This window comes from Georgenia phoenicis (assembly GCF_047302425.1).
Classification (GTDB): domain Bacteria; phylum Actinomycetota; class Actinomycetes; order Actinomycetales; family Actinomycetaceae; genus Oceanitalea.
The window spans coordinates 632,293-646,114 of sequence record NZ_CP154855.1; the positions used below are offsets into that span (position 1 = coordinate 632,293).

The window sequence follows — 13,822 nt, forward strand, 5'->3', positions numbered from 1 at the left end:
CCGTGACCCTGAGGAACGAGACGCACGAGGCGCGGGTCGTCCGCGCCGGCGCACAGCGGCTGCTGCGCGTGAGCGCCGCCGACGCCGCAGCCCTGGAGGCCTTCGCCGGGACACCCGGGCAGGGCGAGGGCCGCTACGTCGTCGAGGGGCCGCTGTCGGCCGCCAACGCCGCCGCGCTGCGCGCCACCTTCCCGCACCTGCGTCCCGCGCTCATCGGACGCGAGCGCACCTCCGTCGGCACCGGCGACCGGCTCGGCCTGGCCACGCCGGGGCACGTGCGCGCCTTCCAGCAGTCCGGCGCGGGCGTGGTCCCCGTCTTCGCCCAGCAGTCCATCCGGGAGATGGACCGCCTCGGGCGGGCGGCGCAGAGCGTCATGGACGACGCGACCTTCGGCTGCGTGCAGGCCGGCTGGACCGGTGAGGTGGGCGCGGACTGCGACCACATCAAGACGACCGACGGCATCGACCGCGGCCTCGCTGCCGGGTTCACCATGTTCACCCTCGACCCCGGTGACCACGTCGTCGACGTCCGCGCGGGCATCGACGCGGCCCAGGTCGACGCCGTGCCGTGGGAGCTCCTGGAGGACGACGCCGCGGCGCTGCGCTCGCGGTACGTCGGCACGACCCTCGACCTCGGGGACCGCCAGGTGACGATCGGTGAGGAGGAGATCCTCACCGCGGCTGTGAAGTACGGCGGCTGCGTGGCCGAGACCCGCCGTCTCCACGACCACCTCATGGGCCGTGCGACCTACCCGGTCGAGGTCGAGGTGGCGGTCGACGAGACCGACTTCGTCACGAGCTTCGTCGAGCACTACTACCTCGCCGCCGAGCTGCGGCGGCTCGGCGTGGACTGGGTGAGCTTCGCCCCCCGCTACGCCGACGGCTTCGAGAAGGGCGTGGAGTACCTCGGGCAGCCCGAGGCGCTGCGGGAGAACCTGCTCGGCCACACGGCGGTGGCGGAGGCGCTGGGCGGGTACAAGATCTCGCTGCACTCCGGCTCGGACAAGTTCAGCATCTACCCGCTCGCGGTTGAGGCGACGGGCGGGCGGATCCACCTCAAGACCTCCGGCACGAGCTACCTGTGCGCGCTTGAGGTCGTGGCCCGGCAGGACGGTGACTTCCTCGCCGAGATCTGGTCGATCTCCCGGGAGTCCTTCGTCCGCGCCCGGGCGTCCTACCAGGTGTCCGCGGACGTCGACGCGACGCCGACGACCCTGGCCGGGACGGACCTCGTCGAGCTCGTCGCGAGCTTCGACTCGCGCCAGATCCTGCACGTCGGCTACGGGGACGTGCTCAACACGACCGGCGCCGACGGCCGCCCGCTGCGCACCCGCCTGCACGAGCTGCTCCTCGACCACGAGGAGGAGTACGCCGCCGTCGTCGCCGAGCACCTCTCGAGGCACGTGGCACCCTTCGCCGCCACGGTGCCCTCCCGGACATGACCCCCGCGGCGCGGCGTGCCGCTACGCTTACGCGGCATCGCTTCCGCAGACATGGAGGGGGCAGGCATGGCAACGATCCACGACGTCGCACGTGAGGCGGGCGTGTCGATCGCGACCGTGTCCCGCTCGCTCAACGGGCAGACACGGGTCAGCGAGGAGACGCGGCGCCGGGTGCTCGAGGTGGCCCAGGCGCTCGACTTCACCCCGAACCGGGCCGCCCGCGGCCTGGTGACGGGCCGGCTCGGCAACATCGGTGTCCTCGTCCCCGACGTCGCCAACCCCTTCTTCGGGCCGATCGTCGCCGGGATCGAGGAGGTCGCCCAGGGGCTGGACATGGGGGTCTTCCTCGCGGACTCCCGCGAGGACGCCGACGCGGAGATGGGGCTCGTGCGGCGCCTGGGCCAGCAGGTCGACGGCGTCATCCTCATCGCCTCCCGCATGCCCGACGAGACGCTCGTCGCGCTCGCGGAACGGGTGCCTATCGTCCTCGTCAACCGGGTGGTCCCCGGGCTGCCCGCCGTCGCCGTCGACGCCCGCCAGGGCATGTCCGACCTGCTCACCGAGCTCGCCGAGCGCGGCCACCGGACCGTGACCTACCTCGACGGGCCGTCGCGGTCCTGGTCAGGCCGCACGAAGCGCGCGGGTCTCGAGGAGGCCGCCGCCCGGCACGGCGTCGAGCTGCTGGTCCGCGGGCCGTACGCGCCGAGCTACGCCGCCGGGCGTGCACTGGCCGAGGAGGTGGTCGACGCCGGGGCCGTCGTCGCCTTCGACGACCTCATCGCCTGGGGCCTGCTCACCCGCGTCCAGGAGCTCGGGGTGCGGGTACCGGAGGACCTGTCGATCGCCGGCTTCGACGACGCCATCGAGGAGGGCATGGTGCGCCCGGCGCTCACCACGGTCTCCCCGCAGGGGGCGTCCATGGGCTACGTCGCCGCCCAGATGCTCATGCGGCTCCTCGCCGGGGAGGAGGAGCCCACCGTCGAGATGCTCGCCTGCGAGGTCCTCGTGCGCGGCTCCACGGGCGCCCCGAGCCCCGCTGCCCGGCGCCGCGGCTAGCCGCCCCCTCCTCCCACCGCGCCCTCCCTCCCGGCGCGAGCTGGGTCAGGAGCTCGGCGGGGTGCGGCGCTCTCGCGCGGCCGAAAAAAGAAAAGTTCATGCAGGTGCATCCAAAGTGGCGGGTCGCGACGAATACCTGGTGTCAGCAACCACCACCGACACTGGAGGACACCATGAGCACCACCCGTCGCGCAGGGATCGGCGCCGCCGCCGGCCTCGCCCTGCTCGCCCTCGCCGCTCCCGCCTCGGCCGCCACGGGCGACGCCGCGCAGCTGTCCGTGCTGCACGGCGTCCCGGACCTCACCGTGGACGTCTGGGTCAACGGCGAGCGCACCCTGGACGACTTCGAGCCCGCCACCCTCGCCGGCCCGCTCGAGCTGCCCGCCGGCAGCTACTCCGTCGCGATCACCGCCGCGGACGCCGAGGACGACACCGAGCCGGTGCTCGGCCCGATCGACCTCTCCCTCGAGGCCGGTGGCAACTACACCGCCGTCGCCCACCTCGACGCCGCCGGCGCGCCCACCGCGTCCTTCTTCACCAACGACACCTCCGCGACGGCGGCCGGCGAGGGGCGCCTCACCGTGCGCCACACGGCGGCGGCCCCCGAGGTCGACGTCCTCGCCGGCGGCGAGGCCGTCATCACCAACCTCGCCAACGGCGCGGAGCAGAGCCTGGACCTGCCGGCCGGCACCGTCTCGGCGACCGTCGCTGCCACCGGCACCACCGACCCGGTCATCGGCCCGGCCGACGTCCCGGTCGAGGAGGGCGCGAGCACGATCGTCTACGCCTGGGGCAGCCTCGAGGACGGCAACCTCGCCGTCGCGACCCAGACGATCACCGGCCTCCACTCCGCGCCCGGCGGCGTGCCGACCGGCCTCGTCCCGGTCGACGAGCCCGCCGTGCCCACTGCCGCGCTCGCCGCGGGCCTGGGCGCGCTGCTCCTCGCCGCGGCCGTCGGCGCCCGTCGCCTCGCCCGGACGCGAGCCTGACATGAGGCGCCTCCTCGCAGCCGCGGCGGCGACCCTGCTGCTCGTCCTCACCGGGTGCGGTGCGGACGGCGAGGAGCCCGAGCAGCCCGGGCCGGTGGTGGGAGCCCCCACCGGCCCGGGCGCGGGGGCACCGGCCGCGACGCCCGCCCCAGGCGACCCGCCCACGCCCCCGGCCCCGAGCCCCGCTGCCGTCCCGGACGTGCCCCTCCGGTCGGCGGCGGGGCTCCCCGAGGTCTCGCAGGACAGCCCGCCGGTGCGGGTGGTCGTGCCCGCCCTCGACGCCGACCTGCCGGTCGACCCCGTCGGCGTCGCGCCCGACGGGCAGATGGAGATCCCCGAGGACGCCGCCCGCGCGGGCTGGTACCGCTTCGGCCCCTCGGCCGGCGCGGAGGAGGGCACCACGGTGCTCGCCGCCCACTCCGGCTCCTTCATCACCCCCTACGGCCCGCTGCGCGACCTCGTCGAGCTCGAGCCCGGTGACCTCGTCGAGGTCACCCGGGAGGACGGGCAGGTCCTGCAGTACGCCGTCGAGGACGCCCGTCTCATCCCCAAGTCGACGATCGACCTGTCCGAGCACTTCCGCCGCGAGGGCGAGCACCGCCTCGTCCTCATCACCTGCGACGGGGTCTGGCAGGAGGACGTCCAGAGCTACACCGACAACACCGTCGTCACCGCTACATTGATCACCTCATAGGACGCGACAGAGGTGACGATGACGGACCCCGAGGTGCTCGGCGCGCGCTTCCGCGACGGCACCGCCGACTCCGTGCGCCTGGTCTACGAGGAGTACTCCTCGATGGTCTACAGCATCGCCCTGCGGACGCTGCGGAACACCGCGGACGCCGAGGACGTCACCCAGCAGGTCTTCGTCAGCGCCTGGCGCTCGCGCTCCCGCTTCGACCCGGACCGCGCCCCCATCGGGGCCTGGCTCGCCGGCATCACCCGCAACGCCGTCGCCGACGCGCTGCGCCGCCGGGCCCGGGACCGCGGCGACCTCGGGGAGCTGGAGGACTCCGCGGGGCCCGACCGCACCGAGGAGATCGTCGACCAGGTCGTCGTCGCCCAGGCGCTCGTCGAGCTGGGACCGCCGCAGCAGGACGTCCTCGAGCTCGCCTTCTTCGAGCGTCTGACCCACAGCGAGATCGCGGAGAGAATGGACCTGCCGCTCGGCACCGTGAAGTCGCACATCACCCGCGGACTGCGCCGGCTGCGCACGAGGATGGAGGGAAGCCATGCGTCACGTTGACGACGACACCCTCAGCCTCGTCGCCCTCGGGGAGCAGGAGCCCGACACGAGTGCCGCCGCGCACCTGCGCGAGTGCGCCCAGTGCCGCGAGGAGCTCGCCTCGCTCACCGCCGTCGTCGCCGCCGGGCGCGCCGGGGGGCCGCTCGAGGCGCCGCCCGCGCACGTGTGGGACCGCATCGCGCAGGAGATCGGGAGCACGACGGCGGACGCGGCGCCCGCGGCCGTGCCGTCGGCCTCGGCCTCCCGCCGTCGGGCCGGCTCCACCCGTCCCGCCGGCCGGCGCGAGCGGCCCCGTGGGCGTCTCGCCCGAGGGGCGTGGCTGGCGGCGGGTGTCGCCGCCGGCGTCGTCGGCACGCTCGTCGTCACGAACCTGCCCGAGGACGACTCCGTGCCCGTCGTCGCGCAGGCCGCGCTCGACCCGCTGCCCGGGTGGGAGGAGACCGGCTCGGCGCGCGTCGAGGAGGCCGACGGGCGCCTGGTGCTCCACGTCGAGGTCACCGGCGAGGTCACCGAGGGCCTGCGCGAGGTGTGGCTGCTGGACGAGGACGTGCAGCAGCTCGTCAGCGTCGGACTGCTCGCCGGCTCGGAGGGCACCTTCGACCTGCCGGAGGCGATCGACCTCGAGGAGCTCGTCCTCGTCGACATCTCCCGCGAGCCGCTCGACGGCGATCCCGCCCACAGCGGCGACAGCATCGTCCGCGGCCGCCTCACCACCTGACCCCCGCTTCCCTCCCCACCGCCGACAGCACACTTACCGCCGAGAGTGCACTTACCGCCGACAGTCGACTTCTCCGCGGTGAGAACCGCGGCTCTCCTCCCCGAGAGGGCCGACCTGGCGCGGAGAATCCAGCTGTCGGCGCGGGGGTGGGGCGGGCGTGATGAAATCCACATCGGCTGTTCACCCGGCGTTCACCCACCGCCTGCCGGGCGGACACCTGCACTTCCTACCGTCAGCGGCGGACACCGGGACTCCCGGGCCCTCCGACCGACAGGATGGAATGAACGTGAAGCTTGCAGGTAGCCGCCGCCTGGCGGGGATCGCCGCCCTGAGTGCCGCGGCGCTCACCCTCGCGGCCTGCGGTAACGACAGCTCCGACGCCTCCACCGGCTCCTCCTCCACGGACGCCGAGCTCTCCGGCGAGATCGCCGGGTCCGGCGCGAGCTCCCAGGAGGCCGCCGTCCAGGGCTGGATCGCCGGTTTCATGGAGCAGCACCCCGACGTCAACGTCACCTACGACCCCACCGGCTCCGGCACCGGCCGCGAGCAGTTCCTCAACGGCACGGTCCTCTTCGCCGGCTCGGACGCCGCCATGGACGAGGAGGAGCTCGCCGCGGGTGTCGACCGCTGCTACGGCGGCGAGGTCATCGAGATGCCGCTGTACATCAGCCCCATCGCGATCGTCTACAACCTCCCCGACGTCGAGGCCGAGCACCTCAACCTCGACCCCGAGACCATCGCCGGCATCTTCATGGGCGAGATCACGAGCTGGGACGACCCCGCGATCGCCGCCGCCAACCCGGACGTCGAGCTGCCCGACCTCGACATCATCCCGGTCAACCGCTCCGACGACTCCGGCACCACGGAGAACTTCACCGAGTACCTCGACGCCGTCGCCCCCGACGTGTGGACGCACGGCGCGGTGGAGACCTGGCCGATCGCCGGCACGCAGTCCGGCGCCCAGACCTCCGGCATGATCGACACCGTCCAGGCCGCCGAGGGCGCCATCGGCTACGCCGACGCCTCCCGCGCCGAGGACCTCGGCACCGTCGCGGTCGGGGTGGGCGACGAGTACGTGCCCTTCTCCCCGGAGGCCGCCGCCGCCGTCATCGACGCCTCCCCGGCGGCCGAGGACGCGACCGACCTGCGCCTGACGATCGACCTGGCCCGTGACACGACCGAGTCCGGCACCTACCCGATCGTCCTCGTCTCCTACTCGATCGCCTGCTCGACCTACGAGACCGAGGCCGACGCGGCAAACGTCAAGGCCTACCTCGAGTACGTCGCCAGCGCCGAGGGACAGGACCGGGCCGCCCAGCCCGACGTCGCCGGCTCCGCGCCGATCTCGGAGGACCTGCGCGAGCGGGTCACCGCCGCCCTCGAGCAGATCACGGTTGCCGGCTGACCGGCTAACCTGACGGGCGGGTCGGTGTCCTGACACCGACCCGCCCGACGCACGTCCGCACGCCGTCCGATTCTCGGAGGACACGTGGCAACCGCCGCACCGCCCCAGACACCGCCTGGCTCCGCCCCCGCACTCCGCGCCGGGCGCACCCCCGGCAAGCTGGGCAACCGGCTCTTCGCCGGCATCTCGACCGGCGCCGGCCTGGTGATTCTCGTCATCCTCGCCGCCGTCGCGATCTTCCTCTTCGTGCGTGCCTGGCCGGCCCTCGTCGCCTCCCGCGACGAGCTCGCCGAGGTCGGGTTCATGCAGGGCCGCAACCTGTGGGAGTACGTCGCGCCGCTCCTGTTCGGCACGGTCCTCTCCTCGGTCATCGCCCTGGCCGTCGCGGTGCCGCTGAGCATCGGGATCGCCCTGTTCATCTCCCACTACGCCCCCCGCCGCCTCGCGCAGGGGCTGGGCTACCTCGTCGACCTCCTCGCCGCGATCCCCTCGGTGATCTTCGGCCTGTGGGGCATCCAGTGGCTGCAGCCGGTCATCGACCCGCTCTTCGCCTGGCTGTCGGAGAACCTCGGCTGGATTCCGCTCTTCGCGGACTACCAGGCGCCGGCCCGCAACATCCTCACCGCCGGGCTCGTCCTCGCCGTCATGGTCCTGCCGATCATCACCGCGACGATCCGCGAGGTCTTCCTGCAGACCCCCCGTCTGCACGAGGAGGCCTCCCTCGCGCTGGGCGCCACCCGCTGGGAGATGGTCCGCCAGGCCGTGCTGCCCTTCGGGCGCTCGGGCATCATCTCGGCGGCCATGCTCGGCATGGGCCGCGCGCTCGGTGAGACGATGGCGGTGCTCATGGTGCTCTCGCCCGGGTTCCTCATCAACTTCAACCTGCTGCAGCCCGGCCAGCACCAGTCGATCGCCGCGAACATCGCCAGCCAGTTCCCCGAGGCCTCCGGGACCGGCGTGGACGTCCTCATCGCCACCGGCCTCATCCTCTTCGTCCTCACCTTCGGCGTGAACCTCCTCGCGCGGTGGGTCATCGCGCGCCGCGCCGAGTTCTCTGGAGCCAACTGATGACGACGTCGACCGTCGCCCTGCACCAGACGCGCCGGCTGCCCGCGTGGGCACCGTGGGCCGTCCTCGCCGTCTCCCTCGCCGTCGCCGCCGCGATCCTCGGGATCGGGGGTACCCCGACCGTCGCGGGGGTCGCCTTCCTCGGCGCGATCATCCACGTCGTCGCCGTCGTCGCCGTCTCCTGGCAGGTCGAGGGGGCACGGTGGGCCAAGGACCGCCTGGCGACGACGCTCGTCACCCTCGCCTTCGTCCTCGCCATGGTGCCGCTCGTCTCCCTCGTGTGGACGGTCGTGAGCGGCGGCGTGCGGGCCTTCAGCTGGGAGTTCCTCACGACCGACATGGTCGGGGTCTTCGGGCAGATGACCGAGGGCGGGGCGTACCACGCGATCATCGGCACCCTGTACGTCACGGGCATCGCCGCGCTCATCTCGATCCCGCTCGGCATCTTCACCGCGATCTACCTCGTCGAGTACGGCGGGGGCCGCGTCAAGCGGGCCATCACGATCCTCGTCGACGTCATGACCGGTATCCCCTCGATCGTCGCGGGCCTCTTCGCCTTCACCGTCTTCCTCGTCCTCTTCGGCCCGGCGTACAAGTCGGCCCTCATCGGTGGCATCGCCCTCGCCGTCCTCATGACGCCCGTCGTCGTGCGCTCGGTGGAGGAGATGCTGCGCCTGGTGCCGAACGAGCTGCGCGAGGCCGCCTACGCGCTCGGTGTGCCGAAGTGGCTGACGATCGTCAAGGTCGTACTGCGCACCGCGATCGCCGGCATCACGACCGGCGTCATGATCGCCATCGCGCGAGTCATCGGTGAGACGGCCCCGCTGCTCATCACCGTCGGCATCACCAACGCCGTCAACTACGACGCCTTCGACGGCCGCATCGCCACGCTGCCGGTCTACGTCTTCCGCCAGTACGCGCAGGGCGGGGCGAGCGAGTACCGCGCCTGGGCCGGTGCCCTCACCCTCATCCTCATCGTCATGCTGCTCAACCTCGCCGCGCGCCTGGTGAGCAGGTACTTCTCGCCCAAGGGAGTGCGCTGATGCGCGACCCGCGCCAGACCCTCCTGCCCGCACGACCCTCAAGGACCACCACCCATGTCTAAGCGCATCGACGTCAAGGGCCTCAACGTCTTCTACGGGGACTTCCTCGCCGTCCAGGACGTCAACATGGTCATCGAGCCGCGCTCGGTGACCGCGCTCATCGGCCCCTCGGGCTGCGGCAAGTCGACGTTCCTGCGCACCCTCAACCGCATGCACGAGGTCATCCCCGGTGCGCGCGTCGAGGGCCAGGCGCTCATGGACGGCCAGGACCTCTACGGCGACGACGTCGACCCGGTCGAGGTCCGCCGTCAGGTCGGCATGGTCTTCCAGCGGCCCAACCCCTTCCCGACGATGTCGATCGCCGACAACGTCCTCGCCGGCGTGCGGCTCAACAACCGCCGGATCGCCAAGTCCGACGCCGCGGACCTCGTCGAGCGGGCACTGCGCGGCGCGAACCTGTGGGAGGAGGTCAAGGACCGCCTCGACCGACCCGGCTCCTCGATCTCCGGTGGCCAGCAGCAGCGCCTGTGCATCGCCCGCGCCATCGCGGTGCAGCCGCAGGTGCTCCTCATGGACGAGCCCTGCTCGGCGCTCGACCCGATCTCCACCCTCGCCATCGAGGACCTCATCTCCGAGCTCAAGTCGGAGTACACGATCGTCATCGTCACCCACAACATGCAGCAGGCGGCCCGTGTCTCCGACACCACGGGCTTCTTCAACATCGCCGGCACCGGCAAGCCCGGCCGTCTCATCGAGATGGACGCGACCGAGCAGATGTTCGCCGCCCCGAAGAACAAGGCGACCGAGGACTACATCTCCGGCCGCTTCGGCTGAGCCGCGGGACGACGACGCCCCCGGGAGCCTGGGCTCCCGGGGGCGTCCTCGCGCCTGGAGGGACGTCAGATCTTGGCGCCCTCGAGGGACTCCGTCATCGTCTCCGGGGCCTGGACGATGCACAGGCTGGTGCGGTCGTCGGCCTTGTCCCAGCTCTCCTCGGAGGGGTAGAGCGAGACGAAGTACAGCTCGGACTCGAGGTAGGGCAGACCCATGAACTCCTCGAACTGCTCGGTGCAGGCCGCGTCGGACTCCTCCTGGACCGTGGCCTCACCCGGGTACTCGTCACCGGAGAAGACGTGCTCGCCGAAGATCTCGCCGTCGTGCTCCTCGGAGCAGTCGAGCGCCTTCACCGTGCTGACCTCGTCCCCCTGGAGGTCGTCGAGGTTGACGCAGTCGCCGACCTCGAGGTCGAGGACGGAGTTCATCGTGCACCCGGCCGTGCCGAGCAGCGTGAGAGCAGCCGCGACGGCGATGACGGGACGGCGCAGGGACATGTTTCTCTACCTCCGGGTAGACGAAGAGGGAAGGGGTGTGGAGGACCCGCGGCCGGGGGATGGCCGGGAAGTCCGGGGACACCCTAGCGAAGCGGCGGAGGGGGGCCCGCACCCGTCCAGGAGGTAGGCGACGCCGGGCCGAGAAGCGCCAGTCGGCGCGAAGGCCGCTCGTGGCGGCTTGTGTTGGAGCCCGGGGCATTCACGACCCGACGTCTGCCACCAATCGTAGGGCAGGGGCCCGGGCGCGTCCTGTCAGTCGGCGGTCGGCCGCACGACGAAGCGGTAGCCGACGTTGCGGACGGTCCCGATGAGCTGGTCGTGCTCCGCGCCGAGCTTGGCCCGCAGGCGCCGCACGTGGACGTCCACGGTGCGGGTGCCGCCGTAGTAGTCGTAGCCCCACACCTCGTCGAGCAGCTGGGCGCGGGTGAAGACCCGGCCCGGGTGCTGGGCGAGGTGGCGCAGCAGCTCGAACTCCTTGTACGTGAGGTTGAGGGCCTGACCGCGGACGCGGGCGGAGTAGGCCGCGGTATCGATGACGAGCTCACCGGCCTCGAGGACGTCCTCGGCCGGCTGCGCCGCCTGGGCCGCTCCGCCGAGGAGGCGCAGGCGCGCCTCGACCTCGGCCGGGCCGGCCGTGGCCAGGACGATGTCGCTGCAGCCCCACGCCGGAGTGACGGCGGTGAGGCCGCCCTCGGTGAGGACGAGCAGCAGCGGCAGCGCCAGCCCGGTGCTGCGGGCCAGCTGGCACACGGAGCGGGCGGCGGCCAGCTCCTGACGGCCGTCGACGACGAGGACGTCGGCGTCCGGCGTGTCGACCAGCGAGTCCGCGGCGAGCGGCGCGGTGGCGACGCGGTGGTCGAGGAGGGCGAGCGAGGGCAGCACAGCGGCCGCGCCGGTCGGCTCACGGGTGAGGACGACAAGAGTGGCCATCGCACCCCTTCCTGGTCGGGGACACACTAGTGGGAACCGGGGTGTCTCCGAGGTCACCGTTCGATCTGCCAGACTCGGGGGGTGCCTGCCCTGCCTCTCCCTCCACTGCGCCTCGCCGTCGTCGGGGCGGCGTCGTGATGGGCAGCTCCACGCGCGGGGTGGTCACGGCCGTCCTCGCCGCCGTGCTCGCGCTGAGCGCCATGACGTACTGGCCGCTCGTCGTCGTCGCCGCGCTGGCGATCCTGCTCGTCGCCGGCGGCTGGCCGCGGCTCGTGGCCCTGCCCGTGACCACCGGGCCGGGGATCGTCATCGCGCTGAGCGGGCTGGCGGCGCTCGCGGTCGTCGCCGTCACCGGCTCCGTCAACGGGGTCGCGGTCGTGCTCGGGCTCGCCGTGGCCGGCAGCTTCGTCCAGGAGATGCTGCGCCGTGACGGACGTCCCCGGCTCGTCGAGTCCGTCGCCGGCACGGTGACCGGCTGCGTCGTCGCCGGCTCCGCCGCGATGTGGCCGGCGTTGGGCGACAGCCGTGCCGCTGCCGCCGTCGTCGTCACCGCCGCGGCCGCGCTGGCCGCCGGTGCCGCCTGCACCGCGATCCAGGTGCGTCCGCAGCTGGGCGCGAGCCTCGCCACCGTCGTCGCCGGTGGCGCCGGGCTGCTGGCGGGCTCGCTGCTGCCCGCGGTGGGGCCCGTCGTCGGCGGGGTGACCGGCCTCGTCGCCGGGATCCTCACCTCGGCCGTCCACGTCGTCCTCGGCCGCTTCCCCGCCTCCGAGCGGCCGCTGCCCGCCCTCGCCGCGGCCGCGCTGCCGCCGATGCTCGCCGGCGCGCCCACCTTCATGCTCGGCAGCGTGCTGCTGGCCTGACCGAGCCCCCTGCCGACGACCGCGTAGCATCGGGTCCATGGCCACCTTCACCCTGCCCGAGGGCCTGGCCCCGGAGGTCTACCCGCTCGCCTGGCTCGTCGGATCCTGGCGCGGCTACGGCGTCATGGCCTACCCGGGCATCCCCGAGCAGCCCCTCGTCCACGAGATGACCTTCGACCACGACGGCGGTCCCTACCTGCGGTGCACGAGCACCCTGTGGGCCGTGGACCTCGAGCACTCCTCCTCGGTCCCGCAGGAGACGCCCGGCGCCGCCGGCGCGGACCTGCTCGCCAAGGCCGAGGTCTGGGCGACCGAGACGGCCTACTGGCGCGCCGCCCCCGCCGCCGCTGAGCAGTCGGGCAACGGGGAGAAGGCCGCCGAGCGGCGCACGGACCTCGAGGTCCTCGTCGCGCAGCCCACCGGCCACGTCGTCGTCTACGTCGGGGCCGTGCGCAGCGCACGCATCGACATGGTGAGCGACGCCGTCGTGCGCACCGCCAGCGCCTCGAACGTCACCGCCAGCAGCCGCATGTACGGGCTCGTCCAGGGTGAGCTGCTGTGGGTCGAGGAGCTCGCCGCCTTCGGCCACGAGCTGCAGTCCTACGCCTCCGGGCGGCTGAGCCGGCAGGTGGCGTCATGACCAGCCCCCTCCTCTCCCGCCCCGGCGCCGTCGCGGGCGGCGGCCCGGACGCCGGCGTCGCGCTCCACTACGGGCACCCCGCCCAGGAGCAGCGCGCCCTCGAGCGCGGGCAGGGCGTCGTCGACCTCTCCCAGCTCGGCGTCGTCACCGTCACCGGCCCGGACCGCCTGAGCTGGCTCAACACCCTGAGCACCCAGCTGCTGCTCGACCTCGCCCCCGGCCAGTCCGGCGAGCTGCTCCTCCTCGACCCCAACGGCCGCATCGAGCACGCAGCAGCCGTGGCCGACGACGGCGAGCGCGCCTGGCTCGTCACCGAGGCCGGCCACGTGGCCGGCCTCGTCGAGTTCCTCGAGCGGATGCGCTTCATGCTGCGGGTGGAGGTCGCCGACGTCACCGGGCACACCGCCGTCGTCGGCACGTACGGGGATGCGTGGCAGGCGGTCGCGGCGGCTGCTGGCCACGTGCTCACCTGGCACGACCCGTGGCCGCGGACCGCCCCCGGGGGCACGAGCTACGGCCCGCCCGACGACGAGCACCCCGGCCGCGACCTGCACCGCTCGCTCGGTCTCGTCGACCGCGCCCGCCTGGGCGACGTCGTCGACGCGACGGGGCTGCGGCTGGCCGGCACGTGGGCGTGGGAGGCGCTGCGCGTGGAGGCCTGGCGCCCGCGCCTGGGCCGGGAGGTCGACGAGCGTGCCATCCCGCACGAGCTCGACTGGCTTCGCACGGGTGTCCACCTCGACAAGGGCTGCTACCGCGGCCAGGAGACGGTGGCGCGCGTCTTCAACCTCGGCCGGCCGCCGCGGCGTCTGGTCATGCTCCACCTCGACGGCTCCGAGCACCTCACGCCCGAGCCCGGCGCGACCGTGCTGCACGGGGAGAAGGAGGTGGGCCACGTGACGACCGTCGTGCGGCACGCCGAGCTCGGTCCCGTCGCCCTCGCGCTGGTCAAGCGCTCCCTGCCTGCCGACGCGCAGCTCGTCGTCGACGGCATCGCCGCGGCGCAGGAGATCGTCGTGCCCGTGTCCGGCGAGGCGGTCGGGCGCCCGGCCGAGCGGCCGGGCCAGGAGCTGCGCCGGCGCCCCCGCGCCTGA

The 13,822-nt window shown here is 73.2% G+C and carries 15 protein-coding genes; 13 read left to right on the forward strand and 2 right to left on the reverse strand.

What is annotated here, in order from left to right:
• Positions 1-2: 2 nt before the first annotated feature.
• The 10 genes from AA0005_RS03165 to pstB all read left to right on the forward strand — a co-directional run bounded on the left by AA0005_RS03165 (position 3) and on the right by pstB (position 9,801).
• On the forward strand, positions 3-1,442 hold the full coding sequence (locus AA0005_RS03165; RefSeq protein WP_413451977.1) for a tagaturonate epimerase family protein: 1,440 nt from the start codon (positions 3-5) through the stop codon (positions 1,440-1,442).
• 66 nt (positions 1,443-1,508) lie between these two features.
• Positions 1,509-2,498, forward strand: a complete 990-nt coding sequence (locus AA0005_RS03170; protein WP_413451978.1) for a LacI family DNA-binding transcriptional regulator — start codon at positions 1,509-1,511, stop codon at positions 2,496-2,498.
• 173 nt (positions 2,499-2,671) lie between these two features.
• Complete coding sequence (locus AA0005_RS03175) at positions 2,672-3,487, forward strand: DUF4397 domain-containing protein (protein WP_413451979.1); 816 nt, start codon at positions 2,672-2,674, stop codon at positions 3,485-3,487.
• 1 nt (position 3,488) lies between these two features.
• Positions 3,489-4,181: a class F sortase gene (locus tag AA0005_RS03180; protein WP_413451980.1), complete on the forward strand. Its 693-nt coding sequence runs from the start codon at positions 3,489-3,491 to the stop codon at positions 4,179-4,181.
• 18 nt (positions 4,182-4,199) lie between these two features.
• Positions 4,200-4,733, forward strand: a complete 534-nt coding sequence (locus tag AA0005_RS03185) for an RNA polymerase sigma factor (RefSeq protein WP_413451981.1) — start codon at positions 4,200-4,202, stop codon at positions 4,731-4,733.
• Entirely contained in the window at positions 4,720-5,451 is a 732-nt protein-coding gene (locus AA0005_RS03190) for an anti-sigma factor (RefSeq protein WP_413451982.1), read from the forward strand. Before AA0005_RS03185 ends, AA0005_RS03190 begins: the two co-directional genes overlap by 14 nt.
• A 280-nt stretch (positions 5,452-5,731) precedes the next feature.
• On the forward strand, positions 5,732-6,856 hold the full coding sequence (pstS, locus tag AA0005_RS03195) for a phosphate ABC transporter substrate-binding protein PstS (RefSeq protein ID WP_413451983.1): 1,125 nt from the start codon (positions 5,732-5,734) through the stop codon (positions 6,854-6,856).
• A gap of 84 nt (positions 6,857-6,940) precedes the next feature.
• Positions 6,941-7,924: a phosphate ABC transporter permease subunit PstC gene (gene pstC / locus AA0005_RS03200; RefSeq protein WP_413451984.1), complete on the forward strand. Its 984-nt coding sequence runs from the start codon at positions 6,941-6,943 to the stop codon at positions 7,922-7,924.
• A complete protein-coding gene (gene pstA / locus AA0005_RS03205; protein ID WP_413451985.1) occupies positions 7,924-8,967 on the forward strand; it encodes a phosphate ABC transporter permease PstA in 1,044 nt (347 codons plus the stop codon). Before pstC ends, pstA begins: the two co-directional genes overlap by 1 nt.
• A 54-nt stretch (positions 8,968-9,021) precedes the next feature.
• Positions 9,022-9,801, forward strand: coding sequence for a phosphate ABC transporter ATP-binding protein PstB (gene pstB, locus AA0005_RS03210; RefSeq protein WP_413451986.1), 780 nt, complete (start codon positions 9,022-9,024; stop codon positions 9,799-9,801).
• Between the two features lie 65 nt (positions 9,802-9,866).
• On the opposite strand, the gene AA0005_RS03215 is transcribed toward pstB, so the two are convergent.
• Together AA0005_RS03215 and AA0005_RS03220 are read right to left on the reverse strand one after the other, a co-directional pair.
• Positions 9,867-10,298 carry a septum formation family protein gene (locus AA0005_RS03215; RefSeq protein WP_413451987.1) on the reverse strand — a complete coding sequence of 144 codons (432 nt, stop codon included), beginning with the start codon at positions 10,296-10,298 and terminating at the stop codon, positions 9,867-9,869.
• Between the two features lie 252 nt (positions 10,299-10,550).
• The gene (locus AA0005_RS03220; protein ID WP_413451988.1) at positions 10,551-11,228 is read right to left on the reverse strand and encodes a winged helix-turn-helix transcriptional regulator; all 678 of its coding nucleotides are present in this window, start codon (positions 11,226-11,228) and stop codon (positions 10,551-10,553) included.
• A gap of 137 nt (positions 11,229-11,365) precedes the next feature.
• On the opposite strand from AA0005_RS03220, the gene AA0005_RS03225 reads away from it, so the two are divergent.
• The 3 genes from AA0005_RS03225 to AA0005_RS03235 are packed head-to-tail and all read left to right on the forward strand — an operon-like array spanning position 11,366 to position 13,822.
• Positions 11,366-12,088, forward strand: coding sequence for a hypothetical protein (locus tag AA0005_RS03225; RefSeq protein ID WP_413451989.1), 723 nt, complete (start codon positions 11,366-11,368; stop codon positions 12,086-12,088).
• Between the two features lie 37 nt (positions 12,089-12,125).
• Positions 12,126-12,728, forward strand: a complete 603-nt coding sequence (locus AA0005_RS03230; RefSeq protein WP_413451990.1) for an FABP family protein — start codon at positions 12,126-12,128, stop codon at positions 12,726-12,728.
• Positions 12,725-13,822 carry a YgfZ/GcvT domain-containing protein gene (locus AA0005_RS03235; protein ID WP_413451991.1) on the forward strand — a complete coding sequence of 366 codons (1,098 nt, stop codon included), beginning with the start codon at positions 12,725-12,727 and terminating at the stop codon, positions 13,820-13,822. Before AA0005_RS03230 ends, AA0005_RS03235 begins: the two co-directional genes overlap by 4 nt.

Bases quoted from the DNA above. Each gene is read 5' to 3' on its own strand.
- AA0005_RS03180 (WP_413451980.1), top strand. From the start codon at position 3,489: ATGAGGCGCCTCCTCGCAGCCGCGGCGGCGACCCTGCTGCTCGTCCTC.
- pstB (WP_413451986.1), top strand. From the start codon at position 9,022: ATGTCTAAGCGCATCGACGTCAAGGGCCTCAACGTCTTCTACGGGGAC.
- AA0005_RS03215 (WP_413451987.1), bottom strand. From the start codon at position 10,298: ATGTCCCTGCGCCGTCCCGTCATCGCCGTCGCGGCTGCTCTCACGCTG.
- AA0005_RS03235 (WP_413451991.1), top strand. From the start codon at position 12,725: ATGACCAGCCCCCTCCTCTCCCGCCCCGGCGCCGTCGCGGGCGGCGGC.
- AA0005_RS03220 (WP_413451988.1), bottom strand. From the start codon at position 11,228: ATGGCCACTCTTGTCGTCCTCACCCGTGAGCCGACCGGCGCGGCCGCT.
- AA0005_RS03230 (WP_413451990.1), top strand. From the start codon at position 12,126: ATGGCCACCTTCACCCTGCCCGAGGGCCTGGCCCCGGAGGTCTACCCG.
- AA0005_RS03185 (WP_413451981.1), top strand. From the start codon at position 4,200: ATGACGGACCCCGAGGTGCTCGGCGCGCGCTTCCGCGACGGCACCGCC.
- AA0005_RS03190 (WP_413451982.1), top strand. From the start codon at position 4,720: ATGCGTCACGTTGACGACGACACCCTCAGCCTCGTCGCCCTCGGGGAG.
- pstS (WP_413451983.1), top strand. From the start codon at position 5,732: ATGAACGTGAAGCTTGCAGGTAGCCGCCGCCTGGCGGGGATCGCCGCC.
- AA0005_RS03225 (WP_413451989.1), top strand. From the start codon at position 11,366: ATGGGCAGCTCCACGCGCGGGGTGGTCACGGCCGTCCTCGCCGCCGTG.
- AA0005_RS03170 (WP_413451978.1), top strand. From the start codon at position 1,509: ATGGCAACGATCCACGACGTCGCACGTGAGGCGGGCGTGTCGATCGCG.
- pstA (WP_413451985.1), top strand. From the start codon at position 7,924: ATGACGACGTCGACCGTCGCCCTGCACCAGACGCGCCGGCTGCCCGCG.
- AA0005_RS03175 (WP_413451979.1), top strand. From the start codon at position 2,672: ATGAGCACCACCCGTCGCGCAGGGATCGGCGCCGCCGCCGGCCTCGCC.